Source organism: Selenomonas timonae (assembly GCF_014250475.1).
Taxonomy (GTDB): Bacteria; Bacillota; Negativicutes; order Selenomonadales; family Selenomonadaceae; genus Centipeda; species Centipeda timonae.
Genome location: NZ_CP060204.1, coordinates 1,205,984 through 1,223,818, shown reverse-complemented (window position 1 = coordinate 1,223,818; position 17,835 = coordinate 1,205,984). Strand labels below are relative to the sequence as shown.

General features: G+C 56.4%; 17 protein-coding genes. 7 read left to right on the top strand and 10 right to left on the bottom strand.

What is annotated here, in order from left to right:
* Positions 1-32: 32 nt before the first annotated feature.
* The 6 genes from H1B31_RS05805 to H1B31_RS05780 all read right to left on the bottom strand — a co-directional run bounded on the left by H1B31_RS05805 (position 33) and on the right by H1B31_RS05780 (position 4,313).
* The gene (locus tag H1B31_RS05805; protein WP_009441105.1) at positions 33-404 is read right to left on the bottom strand and encodes a PTS glucitol/sorbitol transporter subunit IIA; all 372 of its coding nucleotides are present in this window, start codon (positions 402-404) and stop codon (positions 33-35) included.
* A 63-nt stretch (positions 405-467) separates the two neighbouring features.
* Complete coding sequence (gene srlA / locus H1B31_RS05800; protein WP_009441106.1) at positions 468-995, bottom strand: PTS glucitol/sorbitol transporter subunit IIC; 528 nt, start codon at positions 993-995, stop codon at positions 468-470.
* A gap of 19 nt (positions 996-1,014) precedes the next feature.
* Positions 1,015-2,007, bottom strand: a complete 993-nt coding sequence (srlE, locus tag H1B31_RS05795) for a PTS glucitol/sorbitol transporter subunit IIB (protein ID WP_185979651.1) — start codon at positions 2,005-2,007, stop codon at positions 1,015-1,017.
* A gap of 72 nt (positions 2,008-2,079) precedes the next feature.
* Positions 2,080-2,481, bottom strand: coding sequence for a transcriptional regulator GutM (locus H1B31_RS05790; RefSeq protein WP_185979650.1), 402 nt, complete (start codon positions 2,479-2,481; stop codon positions 2,080-2,082).
* A 177-nt stretch (positions 2,482-2,658) separates the two neighbouring features.
* On the bottom strand, positions 2,659-3,495 hold the full coding sequence (locus H1B31_RS05785; protein WP_185979649.1) for a class II fructose-bisphosphate aldolase: 837 nt from the start codon (positions 3,493-3,495) through the stop codon (positions 2,659-2,661).
* 89 nt (positions 3,496-3,584) lie between these two features.
* Positions 3,585-4,313: a GntR family transcriptional regulator gene (locus H1B31_RS05780; protein ID WP_185979648.1), complete on the bottom strand. Its 729-nt coding sequence runs from the start codon at positions 4,311-4,313 to the stop codon at positions 3,585-3,587.
* A 144-nt stretch (positions 4,314-4,457) separates the two neighbouring features.
* On the opposite strand from H1B31_RS05780, the gene H1B31_RS05775 reads away from it, so the two are divergent.
* The 7 genes from H1B31_RS05775 to H1B31_RS05745 all read left to right on the top strand — a co-directional run bounded on the left by H1B31_RS05775 (position 4,458) and on the right by H1B31_RS05745 (position 12,372).
* Positions 4,458-5,165 (top strand): triose-phosphate isomerase, encoded by a 708-nt coding sequence (locus tag H1B31_RS05775; RefSeq protein WP_037346614.1) that lies wholly within the window; start codon positions 4,458-4,460, stop codon positions 5,163-5,165.
* 18 nt (positions 5,166-5,183) lie between these two features.
* Positions 5,184-5,705, top strand: coding sequence for a YjbQ family protein (locus H1B31_RS05770; RefSeq protein WP_185979647.1), 522 nt, complete (start codon positions 5,184-5,186; stop codon positions 5,703-5,705).
* 250 nt (positions 5,706-5,955) lie between these two features.
* On the top strand, positions 5,956-6,981 hold the full coding sequence (locus H1B31_RS05765) for a FecCD family ABC transporter permease (RefSeq protein ID WP_185979646.1): 1,026 nt from the start codon (positions 5,956-5,958) through the stop codon (positions 6,979-6,981).
* A 4-nt stretch (positions 6,982-6,985) separates the two neighbouring features.
* Positions 6,986-7,816, top strand: a complete 831-nt coding sequence (locus H1B31_RS05760; RefSeq protein WP_185979645.1) for an ABC transporter ATP-binding protein — start codon at positions 6,986-6,988, stop codon at positions 7,814-7,816.
* A gap of 25 nt (positions 7,817-7,841) precedes the next feature.
* On the top strand, positions 7,842-8,792 hold the full coding sequence (locus H1B31_RS05755) for an ABC transporter substrate-binding protein (protein WP_185979644.1): 951 nt from the start codon (positions 7,842-7,844) through the stop codon (positions 8,790-8,792).
* A gap of 129 nt (positions 8,793-8,921) precedes the next feature.
* Entirely contained in the window at positions 8,922-10,886 is a 1,965-nt protein-coding gene (locus H1B31_RS05750) for a TonB-dependent receptor plug domain-containing protein (protein WP_185979643.1), read from the top strand.
* 83 nt (positions 10,887-10,969) lie between these two features.
* Positions 10,970-12,372, top strand: a protein-coding gene (locus H1B31_RS05745) for an IS3 family transposase (protein ID WP_404828656.1) whose coding sequence is annotated in 2 segments (ribosomal slippage) — positions 10,970-11,441 and positions 11,441-12,372 — 1,404 coding nt in all. Because the reading frame shifts where the segments join, the coding sequence is not laid out codon by codon here.
* Between the two features lie 107 nt (positions 12,373-12,479).
* On the opposite strand, the gene H1B31_RS05740 is transcribed toward H1B31_RS05745, so the two are convergent.
* From H1B31_RS05740 to H1B31_RS05725, 4 genes are all read right to left on the bottom strand, one after another.
* Positions 12,480-13,802 carry an NAD(P)H-dependent oxidoreductase gene (locus H1B31_RS05740; RefSeq protein ID WP_185979641.1) on the bottom strand — a complete coding sequence of 441 codons (1,323 nt, stop codon included), beginning with the start codon at positions 13,800-13,802 and terminating at the stop codon, positions 12,480-12,482.
* Positions 13,803-13,995: 193 nt separating this feature from the next.
* Entirely contained in the window at positions 13,996-15,624 is a 1,629-nt protein-coding gene (groL, locus tag H1B31_RS05735) for a chaperonin GroEL (protein ID WP_185979640.1), read from the bottom strand.
* Between the two features lie 25 nt (positions 15,625-15,649).
* A complete protein-coding gene (groES, locus tag H1B31_RS05730; protein WP_009441119.1) occupies positions 15,650-15,931 on the bottom strand; it encodes a co-chaperone GroES in 282 nt (93 codons plus the stop codon).
* A gap of 179 nt (positions 15,932-16,110) precedes the next feature.
* Complete coding sequence (locus H1B31_RS05725) at positions 16,111-17,835, bottom strand: methyl-accepting chemotaxis protein (protein ID WP_185979639.1); 1,725 nt, start codon at positions 17,833-17,835, stop codon at positions 16,111-16,113.

Sequence of the window (17,835 nt, the reverse complement as noted above, 5' to 3'; positions counted from 1 at the left end):
CCGCTGCTGCGACAGCTCCCCATAAATTACACTCAATGTACTTCGATGCTTGCCCCCATCTTGACATCATCCTTCGTGAGCGGCACATCGCCTTCCAGCATGATGCAGCCCGGGCGCTCCGGTGTTGTACCGCCGTTGAACGAGAGCGTGCAGTGCCCGAGTTCCTTCAGCGTGTGGAGCGCCTCGTCACCGATCGCCGTGATCGTAAATGCCTTGTCGCAGACGATCATCGTATCACCGACGGCGGGATCCTCGTTGTAGTTTGCAGGCGTGTGCAGAACAGAGAACTCGGCGAGCTCCGCCGGGGCATTGTTGTTGAAGATAATGATAAAATTGGCGTTTGGATCATCGAGAAAGAGAAGGGACTCCTCGCCCCAGCTTGTGATTTCGCAATAATACTTCATGCTGCATCCTCCTGTCTCACGAAAACGCGCTGCTCCGGGATATGGAGCGAGGGGCTGCGTTTCCTATGCCTGTTTTGCCTCGCGGCTCTTCATGTAGAGATAGATCTTCTCCGTGACAATGCCGCGAATCAGGATGACGACAATGCCGACGAGGAAGTAGCGGACGGCGAGATCGCCGAGCGGCAGCCCGAGCGTCGTAATGCCCGCTGCAATGCCCATGTAGACGAAGAGCTCTCCGCCGTTCGCATGGGGGAAGAGTCCCGTCACGGGATGGACGAAGCTGACCGCTGCGTCATAGTAGGCGGGCTTATACTTCTGATCGACAAAATTGCCGAACGTGTAGCACATCGGATTGCCGAGGAAGAGGACGGCGAGCACGGGGAGGACGGTATAGCGCGTGATGATGTTCTGCGTTGCACGCTGTGCCACGCCGTTCACGCGATCCTCTCCGATGAGTTTGATGAGCGAGTTGACTGCCGTCATCATGATGACGAGCAGGGGGATGATCCCCGTGACCCACGAGGTAAATGTCGCCGCACCTGCGCGGAAGAGATCCATAAAGCCGTTTGCCGCTGCTGCTATCAGTTCCATAATACTATATCCCTCCCGATTAGTAAAGCCCAATGCTTGCTGCGTAGGCGATCAGCACTGCCAAGGGGCCTGTAATGACGCGCGAGTAGAGGACGGCGGGAACGCCGAGCTCAATCGTCTCGGGGTCTGCCTCACCGAGACTGAGACCGACGGGAACGAAGTCTGCGCCGACCTGTGCGTTGATCGCAAAGAGCGCGGGCAGCGCATACTGCGGCGGTATGTTCCCCATGCCGATCTGCGCGCCGAGCAGCGTACCGACAACCTGTGCAATGACGGCGCCGGGGCCGAGCACAGGAGAGATGAACGGAATCGCACAGATGAGCGAGATGACGAGCATGCCCGGCAGCGAACTCGCAAGCGGCGAGATCGTATTCGCAATGACATTGCCGAGCCCCGACACAGAGATGATGCCGAGGATCATGGAGACGAACGCCATGAACGGCAGGATACTCTTGACCGTGATGTCGATCGTCTCACGCCCTGCGGCGTAGAACTTGTTGACGACGCCGCCGATCGCAATACCGAGGCGCGTGACGAAATTCTTTTCACGCCCCGCCTGCATTGCAGCGATCTCCGCCTTTGCCTGATCCTTACTCTTCGGTGCATGTGCGGGCGCAGCTTCCGCTGCTGCTGCACTCTCCGCCTCATCCGCATAGGAGAGGCAGGAGAGATCGACCGCCGACACGTAGAGCTCCTTCGTGATGAACTGCGCAAGCGGCCCTGTCTTGCCGACGGGCAGCACATTCGCCGTCAGGATGCCCTTCTTCGGATAGACACCGCAGCGTGCCGTACCGCCGCAGTCCACAACAGCGAGCAGGATCTCCTCATCCGGCACCCCCGTCGAGAACCCGTCGACCGCCGTGCAGCCCGTCATCTCTGCAATCTTTGCCGCGAGCGGGTGAATGCCGCCGCCCGTCACGCTGACGATCTTGCTGCGCGCCTCCGTCGGAACGAGTACGAGAGGTCCGCCCCATCCGCCCTTTCCGGCGACAATCTTGACTGATTGATACATTCGTTTTCCTCCTATGTGATAAAATCCCCTCTTCATGCGGGGTCTTACAAAACACAAAAACAAAACACAAAACTATACGGGCGCATGCTTTCCTTCATTGTGCAGCCGTATCATCAGGGCATCGAGCGCCTGCATATGCCCCTTGTAGTGCGCACGCCGCTTCTCGGGCAGCGCCGCATACTCCGCATGCAGGTCGTAGATCGTCCGCCCGACGATGTCCGCCATCGGACGAAAGCGGCTGAGGATGGTCATCCCCTGCATGATCCGCCCGTCCAGAATCACGCCGTCGGAATTGCACGCAATCACGACAATGTTCGACGGGCCGAGTTTGCGTCTGCGCGCACCGATACCGACATTGCCGAGCTTGTGCATCTCGCGCACGGCGCGTTTATACTCCTTGACCTGCAGATGTGTGCCGACAACCTGAATGACGAAGAGCAGAAACAATCCGCCGAGGAGCATCTCTGTCTGCAAGGAATTACCTCCTCTCTACTCTGCTATGGAAACGATTTGAATTATACCATATAAAACATATTTTTACAATAAATTCTTGGTTGAATTTTTGTAAATGTATCTTGCTGTGCCGCCATCATTTGTCATTTGTTCAGCATATAAAGAAGCTGCCGCATTGCGACAGCTCCGTGTATCCGTTTATACTATTTTTGAAATGAGGTTGATGTAGTGCGTGAGCACCTTGCGCATCCCCTCGTCCGCCGCCTTCTGCGTCTCGATGAGAGAATCCGTATGCGCCGCCTTGATCTCCGCCATTGCACCTACGAGGAAGTCCGTATAGACGTTCAGCTTCGTGATGCCGTCGCGCACGGCGCGCCGCAGATTCTCATCCCCCGTGCCCGATCCGCCATGCAGAACGAGCGGCACGGGTACGGCGGCAGAAAGTGCGCGCAAGCGCTCGAAGTTCAGCTCCGGCGTTTTATTGCTCTTGTAGACGCCGTGCGATGTGCCGACCGAGACGGCGAGCGAGTCCACACCCGTCGCCTCGACAAAGGCCACCGCCTCCTCCACCGTCGTATAGACGCTCTCGGAGGTCTCGCCCTCAACGCCCTCGGATGCGCCGCCGACATGGCCGATCTCCGCCTCGACACTGACGCCCTGCGTATGCGCGTACGCGACAACCTCCTTCGTCAGGCGGATGTTCTCATCCATATCCTTCATCGAGGCATCGAGCATAACGGAGGTGAACCCAAGCTCGATCGCGCGGTGCAGGAAGTCAAAATCCTGCCCGTGATCGAGATGCAGAACGATCGGGGTTGCCACCTTCTCCGCCCAGTACTTGCCGACGAGAGCCGCCTCCTCGAGGGAGATCAGCCCCGCATGCCCCTGCGCAAAGGAGAGGAGGATCGGCGTCCTGAGCGCGTCCGCCGTCTGCGCAAAGACGCGCGCCGCGTTCAGCGTGAGAAAATCGGGCGCAACAATACCGTAGTGCCCTACCTTTGCCGCATCAAGCACGGATTTTCCATCGACCAACATAATGACTCCTCCTTTTCTGAAAACACATTGATTTCGTGCTTATCATATTTCAGAGGAGTCCATTTGTCAATCGTTTTATTTACCAGTGGTTAATTCTTTGTCGAACGCACACGGAATCGGCTGCGGAACGCATCCGCCTTCGAGGTTGCATACTGGATGATTTGCCCCTCGCGATCTGTTGTCAATATGCGCGTGACGAAGATCGGCGCCTGCTCCTCCACCTCTAGGTAGAGCGCGATTTCGGGCGTCGCGCGGATCACCTCGATTGTTTTGTCCTCCGCAAAGGGGTGGACATCATGTGCCGCAAGTGTACGCAGCAGCCCATGCGCCGTGAAATCCGTGTGCACGAGTTCAGGGCAGAGCGCAAGCGGGATATAGTCGTCTGTGACCGCATAGATCTTCTCGTCCACATAGCGCAGACGCTTGAGATGAAAGACGAGCGTCCCCTCGGTGAGGCTGAGCATCGCCGCGAGGTTTCCGCGCGCGGGCTCGACCACCTGCTGCAGAACTGTGCTGCGTGTCACGCGCCCCTCCGCCGAGAACATCTGCGCCAACCCGAAGCCGCGCTCTGCCGCCTCGGAGTAATCCACGGGGATCTTCTCCCCCGTGTAGAACGAGCCGCGCCCCTGCATGCGCACAATCTTGTTCTCCGCCTCGAGCAGCTCGAGCGCCTTGCGCACGGTCGGACGGCTCACACCGAGCATCTGACACAGCTCCCGCTCGCCCGGAATCGGAGAGAAATACGCAAGGTCGGCAAACTGCCGCTCCATCGCATCGCGAATCTTCTCGTGCAGACGCTCGCGTTTTTTGCCCGTCATGAACAGCCCTCCTCTTTTACCTTTGTTATAGTATAGAATTACTTGTCCTTTTGTCAACAAAAATTCCCTTGCAAGTGTATTTTACCTGTGGTAACATTTTATTAACCAATGGTAATCATTTATCTCATACAGGAGGTCAGCATCATGAAGAGCAGTCTTGCCCCATTCCTCGTTGTCAACCCGAAGTCCTATCTCTACGGCAAGGAGTCGCTCGCACTCGCGCACGCTGCCGATCATGCCGCCAAAGAGACGGGTCTGAAGATCTACTTCACCTGCCCGTTCTCCGACATCCGCTACATTCGTGAGAACACGGAGGCGATCATCGTCACGGCACAGGCGATGGAGAGCCTGCGACCCGGCCGCGGCATGGGACATCTTCTCCCCGAGGCGATCTATGAGGCAGGCGCACGTGCGACCTTCCTCAACCACGCGGAGAACCCGATGACGATGGCAGAGCTCGCCAAGACGATTGCGCGTGCGCGCGAGCTCGGCATCGAGACGATTGCCTGCGCGGATTCCCTCGCCGAGGGCACGGCAATCGCCGCATTCCGCCCCGACATCCTGCTCTGTGAGCCGACCGACCTCATCGGTACGGGCAAGACAGCAGACGACAGCTACACGACCGCCATCGTTGCGAAGATCCGCACGATCGACCCCGGCATCGGCATCATGATCGCCTCGGGCATCACGACGGCGGACGATGTCTATCGTGTCGTACGCCTCGGTGCAGACGGCAGCGGTGCAACGAGCGGCATCCTCAGCGCCCCCGATCCGGCAAAGCGGATTCTTGAGATGGCAGAGGCCATTGTACGCGCCGCCGAGGTGCGTGAGTCACAGGACAGTGCGGCATAGGCGCGGAGGAGACGAAAGATGACCGTATTCAAGAAAAAACTGTCGCTCACATCTCACGGAAATACGCCGACCTTTATCAACATCACGGAGAAGCTGTGTTCCGCCATCGCCGAGAGTGGCATACAGGAGGGCATTGCAACCGTCATTTCACCGCACACCACCTGTGCCGTCTTCTTTGAGGAATTCGTACACGATGTGGACGAGACGGGCACGGAGTTCCTGCAGAACGATCTGAACGCCGTCCTCGAGAAGCTCATCCCGAACCAGACGGGCTGGAACCAGTACCAGTACCCGGGCGAAGAGCACTACCGCGCCGTCGAGAGCTGGCCGGATGCCGAAGCATACCTCCCCGGCGGTGACCGCACGGCGCTCTGGAACTGCGATGCGCATCTCAAGGCGACCCTCATCGGTTCCTCGGAGACATTCGAGGTTGCGGACGGCAAGCTCGCCGTCGGCACAACAGGCTACTGCTACTTCGTCGACTTCGACCGCACGCGCGCACGCACGCGCAAATGCACGATTGTCGTGATGGGCGAATAAACTCATTCAAAGGGATTACCGTACGAGGAAATTTTACATCCTCATACGGTAATCCCTTTTTTATCTGATTTTTAAGTTAACAAGATTCACACAATAATGTATTCTACCAACGAGAAAATGATGGAATCATTACAGAAGGAAATTTCTCCAATAAACGCATTGCTGCATAATCATAGAGGGATGTATTCCCTTTTTATTTTACCTCATTATTGATAACAGTTATCTATATCATATTTGAATGGAGTGTTTTATGGAAGTGTTGGAACGAAACTCCTGCACGGACACGCACCCGCGTGCGTTTCGCCGGCGACTGGCTCTCGGGATCGGCCTTTTCATACTCATACTTGCCCTGATTGCGAGCGCCTCATCGGGTGCGGTCAGGGTTGCGCCTCATGATATTCTGCCGACGCTGCTGGGAAACGGAACGCCTGAGGATTACCGTATTCTCTGGCATATTCGCCTGCCACGCATCATCACGGGTGCTTTAACGGGCATCAATCTTGCACTGGCGGGCTGCATCCTACAGGGTATTCTGAAAAATCCGCTCGCTGACCCTGGTATCATTGGGGTCTCAGCAGGCGCAGGACTTGCTGCCATGTGCATCATGATTTTGCTCCCGGCTGAGACGAAGTTCGTTCCGCTCGGCGCATTCGTTGGTGCAATGATCGCTGTAGCGTTCGTCTTTGCCCTCTCCTGGGAGAACGGCGTACATCCGATACGCATGGTACTCGCAGGGGTTGCCATTGCCGCATTTTTTGGTGGGGCGATGACGGCACTGATGGTGTTCTACTCCGACCGCGTACAGGGTACCGTGAACTGGATGGCGGGAGGCTTTGCCGGACGCAGCTGGAGCCATGCCGAAATGGTGCTCCCCTACACACTCGTAGGAATCGCAGGAGCGCTGCTCGGCAGCCGCTGGCTGAATGCCCTGCAGCTCGGAGAAGAGACGGCGCGCAGCCTCGGTGTAAATGTCGCGCGTGCCCGACTCATCCTCCTCCTACTCGCTGCGCTGCTTGCCGCGTCTGCCGTGAGCGCCGCCGGTATGCTTGGCTTTGTCGGTCTCGTCGTACCGCATATGGTACGTCTGCTGACCGGCTCTGATTTCGACTGGCTGCTCCCCGCCTCAGCGGTCTGGGGCGCGGCGCTGGTGACAGGTGCAGACGCTGCAGCGCGCGTCGCATTTGCTCCGATCGAAGTACCCGTCGGCGTATTCATGTCCTTTTTGGGTGCCCCCTTCTTTCTCTACCTGCTCAAGAAGGGCATGAGAAGGGAGTGACGACATGGAGGAACTGCTGCGCACACACGATCTTTCCGTTAGCTACGGCAGTACTGAGATCATTCACGCCGTCGACATTTCCATTCGGCGCGCGGAGATCGCCGCCATCATCGGGCCGAACGGCTCAGGCAAATCGACGCTCCTCAAGGCACTTGCCCGGCTCTTGAAACCGCGCAGTGGAGTGGTCGAATTCCTCGGCACGGATATCTGGAGCAGAACGGAGCGGGAGGTCGCACAGAGGATTGCCTTTCTTCCACAAAGTGCAGATCCCCCGGGCGACATCACGGTGCTCGAACTCGTTCACATGGGACGGCTGCCGCATCGAAAGTTCTGGGATACGTTTTCAAAAGAGGACGGAGATATCTGTCGTGAGGCACTGATGCGAACTGGAATGGAGTCCTTTGCCATGCGCCCGATCCGCGCCCTCTCCGGCGGTGAGCGTCAGCGGGCACGCCTTGCGATGGCGCTTGCCCAACAGCCGGAGGCACTGCTCCTCGACGAGCCGACGACGTATCTCGACATCCGTCACCAGCTCGCTCTCATGGAGCTCGTGGAAGAGCTTCACGATGCGCTCGGCCTCACCGTTGTCATGGTGCTGCACGACCTCAACCAAGCCGTGCGCTATGGTGAACGCCTCATTGCCGTTCGTGCGGGCAAGATCATTGCGGACGGATCTCCAAATGACGTCTTCACGCGCGAACTCGTGCGTGATCTCTACGGTGTCGAGAGCCGCGTCAGCGATGTTGAGATCGCTGGGCGGCACACGAAACTCTGCCTGCCGGAGCGTGTTGCAAAGGATCTTGCGCATGAGCAAAGCGCTCCCTCACACACATAATCACCTATACATCACGGAGGTTCCTATGCGAAAATTCGGTATCATTGCAGCGATTCTCTGTCTTGCGTCGGCAGCCCTCTTCCTTCTCTGGCCGCACGGGCAGGCGCCACCGGAAGAAACGGAGCTCACGGTAACCGACAGTACAGGACGCTCAGTCACACTCCCGGCGCATCCTCAACGCGTCGTCATCCTCAATCCCTCAAACCTCGACCTCTACGTCGCAGCAGGCGGTGCCGAAAACATTGTTGGGAAGCCGACCTCACAGGTATTCTCCGAAACGGTAAAGGAAAAGACAGCTGACGCAGAAGAGGTCGGCATCATACATCAGCCCGATATCGAAAAGATCCTCGCGCTGCATCCGGATCTTGTCATTGGTACGAATGTACCATTTCACACAGGACTCGTCGAAACACTTAGCAATGCAGGCGTACCGCTCTACATTCGAGCGCTCGATGACGTCCCCTCACTGTTCGGCGCACTCGAGCTATATGGCAAGCTCTCAGGACACGAAGAGGATGCCCAGACACAAATTGCAGCGATTCAGCAAAAGCTCGATTCCGTAAAGAAAAAAACCGAAGGGCGTATGCCGCCGAAGAATCTCCTCGTCTTCGGGGCGCCCGACAGTTTTAACATGGGCACGTCAAAGTGCTTTACCGGCGGTCTGATCGAGATGCTAGGCGGCGGCAATATTGCCGATCATGCGGACGGAGACGGCGCCTACCTGCCGCTCTCCATGGAGTTCGTCGCACGCGAGAATCCAGCCGTCATCTTCGTTATCGTACATGGTCCTGCAGAGACCCTCGAACCGAAGATGCGACGCGACCTGCAGGAAAGCGAGGCATGGGCCGATGTCGATGCAGTGAAGAACGGCCGCGTCTACGTACTGCCGTATGATCTCTTTGCGGTGAACCCGGGTATCCGCGCTGCGGATGCACTCCAAACGCTCGCAGACATCATGTATCCTGCATCACAGTGAAAGGAGGAATCCACAGGACAACAGCACACACTCATAGGAGAGCAGAACGAGAGGCAGGGTCTGCGCCGCTGTTTCGCACATCGAGCTCGGTGCAGACAGTTTTGATATACAGTGATTGGAGATGGAAAGATGTTACACAGACACACAAAGAAAAGGCTTCTTCTGACTGCCGCCGTCCTCGGCGCGATGTCTGTTCCCGCCTATGCTGCAGAAAGTGCATCCAATACGAACGTGCGAACAGATGAGATTATCGTTACTGCATCCCGTACGGAGCAGGAGGTCAAGGAGACACCGAGCGCCGTTGAGGTCATCACGCGCGCGGATATTGACAAGATGGGAGCGGAGACGCTTGCACAGGCGCTGAAACTTGCGCTCGGCATCGACATCCAGGAAAATGCGATGGTCGGCAACCGCTCGGCGATACGAGGCATGAATACGAATCAGGCCCTGATTCTGATTGACGGCCGCCGCGTCCGCACGGAGAACACGAGCGAGACCATGAACTACTACGAGCTACAACGCGTCAATATGGACGACGTGGAGCGCATCGAGATCGTACGCGGCGCCGTGAGCTCCCTTTACGGCTCAGAGGCACTCGGCGGTGTCATCAACGTCATTCGGAAGCGCCCTGCCAACGCACAGACATCGCTCACGCTCGACTGGACCACCCGCCAGAGCGATCAGGGGATCCGCCTCGACTCCGGCAAGGTGGGCAAGTGGGCGTTCAGCACGAGCTTCAAACATATGGATGTCCGTGAGCGCGGTACGGATGCCAGCAGCAATATGTACGGCAAAAAGTATTTCTTCAACATTGACGGCCGTATGGATGTAGCAGCGAACAAGTGGCTCGACGTCTTCTTTGACTATATGAAAGAAGATCTCTACATGAAGGACTCCCTCACACAGGGCACGAGCTACGACCATGACCGCATCTCCACGGGCGTCAAGTATTCCGGGCGTGACAGCCGCGGTGACTACGAGATACAAACATACTATACCTATTTCGACAAGAATCAGCGGACGCGGAATCGTACAAGCGGTACTCTCCACAGCTTTGACGATATGAAATACAACTCCCTGATCTTCGACGGCAGACGCTCCATGCAGATCGCACCGAACCATCTGCTGACCGTCGGCGGAGAGTACCGCAAGGAGGACTACGATAGTACGCGCATCAAGGGATCCGCCACCAGAACCCTCGAGGGGGTAACAGACCAGCTCGGCGACAGCTCGATGAATTTTGCTGCGCTCTACGTTCAGGACGAGTGGATGGCTAGCCCACGCTGGCTGTTGATCCCATCTGTCCGCTGGGACTACAACGATGTCTTCGGCAGCGAGGTCACGGGCAAGTTCGGTACAACTTACAAGATCAACAAGGGGCTGCACTTCAAGGCGAACGTCGGCACAGCCTACCGCGCGCCGACGGCAAGCGAGCTGTACTTTGACTGGCGGCATACACCGAACGCCATGATGAATGTTCACATTGTTGGAAATCCTGACCTCAAGCCCGAAAAAGCGCTGAACTTCGACATTGGCATCGAGGGAGAACGCGGCAAGACCTCCGGCAAGTTCACCTACTTCCACAACAAAGTGGAAGATCTCATCAACATCAATACAGTTGTAACTATACTCCCTGGATTTCCGCCGCGCAGACTTGCAACCGGCACGTACCAAAATATCGATAATGCGACAATCCAAGGCGTTGAGTTTGAGGCAAAGCAGGATCTCGGCAACGGCTTTGCGCTGCGGGGGCTTTACACCTATCTTGATGCACAGGATGATGGAACAGGCGCACGTCTGACGGGACGCGCCCGCCACAAGGCAAGCCTCCAGCTCAGCTGGGATAATCCGCGGCATGGTTGGAACGCAACCCTCTGGAACGACTGGATCTCCGGCTACCGCTACGCAGAAACAGTCAACAGGCGCACAGTTTATAATGACGCAGCGATCAGCCTCCTGAACTTTGTCGTCACGAAGAAATTCAACGACCAGTTCAGCGCCTATCTCGGCGTCGACAATCTTCTCAACAAAGAAAGCGACGCACTCGCCTACGACGGCCGCATCTGGCGCGGCGGCGTACGCATGACGTTCTGAGCAGGCACAAAACCAGACAGCGTAAAAATTGACCTGACCCCCAAAAGTTAGACTTAGAGAATCTAACTTTTGGGGGTATTGTAATGGCAAAATACAGTACAGAGTGTAAGCTGAAGGTTGTGCAGGAATATCTTGCAGGACACGGAGGCTATGAAACACTATCGAAGCTCTATCATGTTTCGCGCAAATCCATTGAGGAATGGGTAAAGGCTTATCAGGCATTCGGTGACGATGGACTCCGACGCTCCCGTGCACAGCAAACATACACTTTCGAATTTAAGTGTTCTGCGGTAGAATGTTATCTGTCAACAGAGGCATCCTATCAAGAGGTAGCTATCGCGTTTGGTCTGAACAATCCGTCCCTCCTTGCGCGTTGGACAAAGGAATATCGCAACGGCGGCGTAGATGCCCTAAGACCAAAACCGAAAGGAAGAGCCCCCGCTATGCCAAGAAAGAAAAAAGAGCAAACAAAAGACCTCCCACAAGACGAGACCGCGCAGCAACTCAAAGCCCTGCAGGATGAGAATCTGAAACTGCGCATCGAGGTCGCCTATTTAAAAGAACTCAGGAGGCTGCGTCTGCAGGAAAAGATGCAGAGCAAAAGGCAAGGATCGTCCGCAGCCTCCGAGGAGAGTTTCAGTTGAAAGACATCCTTGCCGTCACAGGTTTTCCGAAAGCGACCTATATGTACTGGCAGAAGAAATTTACGCAACCGGAAGTGCCGGACGAGCGGGAGCAGATCATCCTTGCCATTCGTGAGGAGCACAAAGATTATGGCTATCGCCGCCTATGGGCACAGATGCGCAATCTTGGGCACAAGATCAATCGTAAGGCAGTGCAGCGGATTGTACAAAAGCTCAGACTTCAAGTGCATTCCTTTACGCACAGAACACGCAAGTACAGCTCCTACAGGGGGTCTGTCGGAACGGTAGCAGACAATCTCCTGAACCGCAGATTCAAAACTTCCATACCGCATCAAAAGATTACAACGGACACGAGTGAGTTCAAGTACTGGCTGCAGGGCGAGGATGGAAAGTCCGTCGTACATAAGCTGTATTTTGATCCGTATATGGATCTGTTTAACAACGAAATTGTCAGCTTCCACATTGGAAAGACACCGTCTGCGATGGGGATTCAGTCCGCACTTGAGGAAGCAATTCGTGTGACAGCAGATTGTCCTTATCGGCGCACCTTCCACTCCGATCAGGGGTGGGCATATCAGATGAAGTCGTACACGAAGCGGCTCAAGGAGGAGAGAATCTTTCAGAGCATGTCACGCAAGGGGAACTGTCTGGACAACAGTGTGATGGAGAACTTCTTTGGACTCTTAAAGCAAGAGATTTACTATGGGCGCGTCTACCATAGCTACGAGGAACTCAAGACGGCGATCGAAGAGTATATCATCTACTACAATGAGTGTCGCATCAAGGAGTCTCTCGGCTGGCTCAGTCCTGTTCAGTTCCGTCGCAAACATCTCGCCGCATAGAAAAAAGCGCAGGAAATCGCTTTCCCACGCTTTCAGGTCTAACTTTTCGGGGTCACTACAAATCCCCGCGGAATGCCGCGGGGATTTTTCGTTATACCGGCGATGAGTTACTTCAGCGCATAACCGTTGTTATACATCTTGTCCTGCTCTTTGCGTACCTGATAGAGCTGCGTCGAGGTATCGAGATCGACCATGTCGAGGGTGAGGAGGGTGCCCTTCTTGACATCGCATTTCATGCGCGTGTTCTTGTTGACGAGCGCATAGACGACATACCCCTTTTCATAGGTCTCCTGCGCGGTTGCAATCGAGCCATAGGTTGTGTAGCCGCCAATGCCGTCGATGGTCTCGCCCGCCTTGAGGTCGCGCTTGGCGACGGTAATGCACTCGCTGACAGGGCCGTCGAGCGGGATGATGGTCGGCTCACCGTCGATGACAATGCTCGCGACGGTGAGCGGCGTCTCGAGGTTGCAGAGGTGATAGGGGCGATAGAGCGTCCAAAGAGGGCCGGGGCCCATGCTGTGATAGCCCATCTGATACGCGATCTCTTCGTTCTTCGTGGTCACGGTGACAAAGACGCCGGGCGCAATGCCGTTGACGTACTCCACAACGCCGTGGCGACTCAGAATACCGCCGTCCTTTTTGAGCTTGAAAATCTCGTTGAGTTCGGCGCAGCGATCCTTCGGCGAGGCCGCAGGGCCGTGACCGCCAATCACGTCGGGGACGAAGCCGGTCGCATTCGACATCGCAGTCATCTCGACCATGGTCTTTGTGCCGTCCTTGAATGAGGTGAGCATACGCGGGCTCATCTTGCGGCGCGTTGCCTCCTCAAGTACGGTGTCGGGGTTGCAATCGTAGTCGAGCTTGTTGTTCTTGCCTTTACCCATGACCACGACTTCCATCCCCATCGCACGCGCAAAGGAGAAAAGCTCCATGACGGCGCCCGGCTCATCGCCCGCCGAGCCCGTGTAGATGACGCCGTTCTTGTCGCCGAGCTTCTTGAGGTAGCTGCCGATGACGACGTCCGTCTCGACATCCATCATGACGACGTGTTTCTTGTTGTTCATCGCGTCGATTGCGATCTTGACGCCGACCTCGGGTACACCCGTCACATCGATGGCGACCTCGACAAGGTTCGCATGCGAGATGAAATCCGAATTCTCCGTGGCGACGTATTTGCCCTGCTCCATGTAGAGGTTCGCCTCTTCGAGCGTCTTTGCAACGGCAATATCCTCGTCGCTGATGCCCGCATAGTGGAAGGCGTTGATGACGTTTTCAAACTTGATATCCGAGACAATGGCGGGCATGATCCCCTTCATGAGCGCCATCTGCGTGACCATGCCGCGCCCCATCTGACCTGCACCAACGATACCGGCACGGATGATCTTGCCCTCTTCCTCGCGTTTGGCGAGCTTCTTGTCCATATTCAGCATTGCGAAACTCCTTTCGCCCACCCATCGGTGGAACATCTACATCTGTGTGCTGAACTTAGTATAGCACCGCATTTCTATTCATACAATATCACTTTTACTGAATTTGCGTAAACATTATCGCAAAAAAAAGGCACGTTTCCATTTGTAAAGAAACGTACCTTTTCGTATTTACATCAGACCGCTGGCGAAGGGCTTACATCATGCCGCCCATACCGCCCATGCCCGGCGCACCTGCCGGCATCGGAGCCTCAGGCTCCGGCTTGTCCGTGACGAGCGTCTCGGTCGTGAGCACCATCGCCGCGATCGACGCTGCGTTCTGGAGTGCGGAGCGCGTAACCTTCGCAGGATCCACGATGCCCGCGCCGATCATGTCAACATAGGTGTTCTCGAGCGCATTGAAGCCAACACCATCGCCTGCCTTCTTCACGCTGTCGACGACAACGGAGCCCTCAAGGCCTGCATTCTCCGCAATCTGACGAACAGGAGCCTCGATTGCGCGCTTGACGATCTCAACGCCGACCTTCACATCGCCCTCTGCCTGGATCTTGTCGAGTGCCGGGAGGATGTCGATGAACGTCGTGCCGCCGCCGGCAACAATGCCCTCTTCGACTGCTGCACGCGTTGCATTTAGCGCGTCCTCAACGCGGTACTTCTTGTCCTTCATCTCGACTTCCGTCGCCGCACCGATCTCAACGACCGCCACGCCGCCGGCAAGCTTCGCAAGACGCTCCTGGAGCTTCTCACGATCGAAATCGGACGTCGTCTCGGCAATCTGCTTCTTGAGCTGCTCAACGCGCGCCGTGATCTGCGCCTTGTCGCCTGCGCCGTCAACAATGGTTGTCTCCTCCTTGGAGGAACGAACCTGACGTGCACGGCCGAGATCCTCGAGCGTCACGCTGTCGAGCTTGCGACCGATCTCCTCGCTGATGACCGTGCCGCCCGTGAGGATTGCGATGTCCTCGAGCATTGCCTTTCGGCGATCGCCGAAGCCGGGAGCCTTGACTGCGAGCGCCTTGAACGTGCCGCGCAGCTTGTTGACAACGATCGTTGCGAGTGCCTCACCGTCGAGATCCTCAGCGATGATGACGATCTGCTTGCCCTGCTTTACGACCTGCTCGAGCACCGGCAGAATGTCCGCGACGGACGAAATCTTGCGATCCGTGATGAGTACGTACGGATCGTCCATAACGGCTTCCATCTTCTCCGTGTCCGTCACCATGTACGGGGAGATGTAGCCGCGATCGAACTGCATGCCCTCGACAACCGAGAGGTTCGTGTCCATGGACTTGGACTCCTCGACTGTGATGACGCCATCCTTGCCGACCTTCTCCATCGCCTCTGCGATAAGGTCGCCGACCTCGGTGTCGCCGGAGGAGATTGCCGCAACCTGTGCAATCTTCGCCTTCGTCTCAACCTTCTGCGCCTTGCTCTTGATCTCCTCGACGAGCGTCTTGACAGCCGTCTCGATGCCCTTCTTGACGATCATCGGGTTTGCGCCCGCAACGACGTTGCGCATGCCTTCCTGAATCATCGCCTGTGCGAGGAGGGTCGCCGTCGTCGTGCCGTCGCCCGCGATGTCGTTCGTCTTCGTCGCAACTTCCTTCACGAGCTGTGCGCCCATGTTCTCGAACGGATCCTCGAGCTCGATGTCGCGTGCAATCGTCACACCGTCATTCGTGATCGTCGGCGCGCCATACTTCTTGTCGAGCACGACGTTGCGTCCCTTGGGGCCGAGCGTGACCTTAACCGCGTTTGCAAGTGCATCCACACCATGGCCAAGTGCGCGGCGTGCCTCTTCGTCAAACAGAATCTGCTTTGCCATTTATACTGCCTCCAAAATTTATCTATTACAGAATCGCCAGAATATCGCTCTCACGAACGATGAGGTAATCCTTGTCGTCCACCTTGATCTCGGAGCCCGAGTACTTTGAGAAGACAACGCCGTCGCCGACCTTGACCTCCATCTCTGCACGCTGTCCGTTATCGAGCAGCTTGCCTGTGCCAACGGCAACGACCTTGCCCTTCTGCGGCTTTTCCTTCGCCGTGTCGGGGAGCACAATGCCGCTCGCCGTCGTGACATCGCTCTCCGCGACTTCAATGACAACACGTTCGCCCAGTGGCTTAATCATAGTATCTGCCTCCTAGTTTTCATAACAATTTTTCATTGTGTTAGCACTCTCATTTGCTGAGTGCTAACTTACGTTGTCTATAGTAAAGGTTTTAAGTCAAAAAGTCAATAGGTTTTTGCAAAAAAGTCAAAAAAACAACAAAGAGCCGCGAAAAACTCTTTGTTGTTTGTCGTGAAATCTTATTCTTTGAACGCCGCCACAAGGTTCTTGAGGCGTGCCGTCCCCTCCTTGAAGCTCTGAATCTTGGCAAGGATATTCTCGTACTCGGCCGCCATGCTGACGACCTTCTCCGCAATGCGTGTGTTGCCCTCCGCGCCCTCGTGGGTCGCGTTGCGGATGCCCTCCATCGCCGCGTTCATCTCGCTGACGGAGTCGAGCAGCTTCCGCGAGCGCGAGGTCGTCACCTCCGCTGTCTTCCGGAAATACTCTGCGTCACCCTTATACTGCTCAGCCGTCTTGTCCATGAGGTCGTAGTCGCTGCGAACATTCTCGTCAATGAAGCTAAGCAGCTTGTAAGTTCCGCTTGAGAGTGCCTGCACGGAGCCCGTGACCTGCCCCGTGAGCCCCTTGATCTTCTCTGCCGTGCCGCGCGACTGCTCGGCGAGCTTGCCGACCTCGCCCGCAACAACGGCAAAGCCACGTCCCTGCTCGCCCGCACGCGCCGCCTCAATGCTCGCGTTGAGCGCGAGGAGGTTCGTCTGCTCGGCGATTTCGGAAATCTCAAGTGTGAGCTGGTCGATCTGCTCGACGACCTTCGCGGACTCGATCGCCTCTTCCACTGAGGCCTTCGTGCCACCGTAGATCTGCCGTGTGTTCAGGCGCGACTGCTCCATGCTCGTCTGGAGGTCGGCAGCGCGCTGCTCCACCTCACGCGTATATGCCTCGCTGGCATGCGCTGCATCCGCTGCGCCCTTGATGCCTTCGCTGAGCCCCTCGCTGAGATGCTGGACGCTGGAGGTGGACGCCGCTGTCTCCTCCATGCCTGCAGACATCTCCTCGGTCACGGCAGACATGTCCTGCGTGTCATTGTTGAGCCCCTGCAGCATCTCCTCAAGCTCGGCAACCATCGCATCGGTCTGCTCCGCCTCCTCGTGCACCTGCTTCATAAAGCCCTGCATCTTTCCGAGTGCCTTGACGACCGTACCGATTTCATCCGCACGATCAGAGAGTTCGCGCGGAATTTCACGCGAAAGGTCTCCGGACGCGACAGCACTCAGATGTCCGATGGAGGCAACGAGCGGATCGGAGATATTATCTGCAATGCGCCGCGACACGAGGATGCCAAAACCTACTGCAATGACGATGATGATGGCAAAGCTATAGACCGTACGCTCATAGCGTACATTGTTCGCCTCAAAGAGCTGCTTCCCCTGGAATACGTTGTCAGGCGTGAGCACCGCCATATTGCTTGAGATGACAGTGAGCGAAGCGAGATTGTCAAAGATCGCGACACGATCCTCGGGTGTCGTCCCCATATTGTTGACCGCGCCGACCTTGTCCGTCGCGACGCTCAGATTCTTTTCCAGTTCCGCGATCGTCGCCTGTGCACGATCGCTCGTATCGATCTCCTTCAGTTCCTCCATATCGTGGCGGATCACCGCAAGATTGCCGAGTACATCATCCACGAGAATCTTACGGTTATCCGCTGTGATGTTCTCCTGCAGGATGTACGGAACGTTGACGCTGATTTTCCGCAAGCGCGTATTTGCATCGTTCAGATACTGCGTCGACATGAGGTTATGGTGATACATATCGTCAAGTGACCGCTGAGCCTGATGGTTCGAGTAGATGCCGACGACCGCGACAACGAGGATGGCTGCCAAGAGGAATACGGACAGGATGAACACCTTTGTCCGCACGGCATAGTCCTTCATTGCCTCCGCAGAGATGAATGGTAAATTCAT

Bases quoted from the DNA above. Each gene is read 5' to 3' on its own strand.
- H1B31_RS05760 (WP_185979645.1), top strand. From the start codon at position 6,986: ATGGAGGAACTGCTGCGCACACACGATCTTTCCGTTAGCTACGGCAGT.
- H1B31_RS05740 (WP_185979641.1), bottom strand. From the start codon at position 13,802: ATGCTGAATATGGACAAGAAGCTCGCCAAACGCGAGGAAGAGGGCAAG.
- H1B31_RS05750 (WP_185979643.1), top strand. From the start codon at position 8,922: ATGTTACACAGACACACAAAGAAAAGGCTTCTTCTGACTGCCGCCGTC.
- H1B31_RS05775 (WP_037346614.1), top strand. From the start codon at position 4,458: ATGAAGAGCAGTCTTGCCCCATTCCTCGTTGTCAACCCGAAGTCCTAT.
- H1B31_RS05755 (WP_185979644.1), top strand. From the start codon at position 7,842: ATGCGAAAATTCGGTATCATTGCAGCGATTCTCTGTCTTGCGTCGGCA.
- H1B31_RS05770 (WP_185979647.1), top strand. From the start codon at position 5,184: ATGACCGTATTCAAGAAAAAACTGTCGCTCACATCTCACGGAAATACG.
- srlE (WP_185979651.1), bottom strand. From the start codon at position 2,007: ATGTATCAATCAGTCAAGATTGTCGCCGGAAAGGGCGGATGGGGCGGA.
- srlA (WP_009441106.1), bottom strand. From the start codon at position 995: ATGGAACTGATAGCAGCAGCGGCAAACGGCTTTATGGATCTCTTCCGC.
- H1B31_RS05765 (WP_185979646.1), top strand. From the start codon at position 5,956: ATGGAAGTGTTGGAACGAAACTCCTGCACGGACACGCACCCGCGTGCG.
- H1B31_RS05805 (WP_009441105.1), bottom strand. From the start codon at position 404: ATGAAGTATTATTGCGAAATCACAAGCTGGGGCGAGGAGTCCCTTCTC.
- H1B31_RS05785 (WP_185979649.1), bottom strand. From the start codon at position 3,495: ATGTTGGTCGATGGAAAATCCGTGCTTGATGCGGCAAAGGTAGGGCAC.
- groL (WP_185979640.1), bottom strand. From the start codon at position 15,624: ATGGCAAAGCAGATTCTGTTTGACGAAGAGGCACGCCGCGCACTTGGC.
- H1B31_RS05780 (WP_185979648.1), bottom strand. From the start codon at position 4,313: ATGACGGGCAAAAAACGCGAGCGTCTGCACGAGAAGATTCGCGATGCG.
- H1B31_RS05725 (WP_185979639.1), bottom strand. From the start codon at position 17,835: ATGAATTTACCATTCATCTCTGCGGAGGCAATGAAGGACTATGCCGTG.
- groES (WP_009441119.1), bottom strand. From the start codon at position 15,931: ATGATTAAGCCACTGGGCGAACGTGTTGTCATTGAAGTCGCGGAGAGC.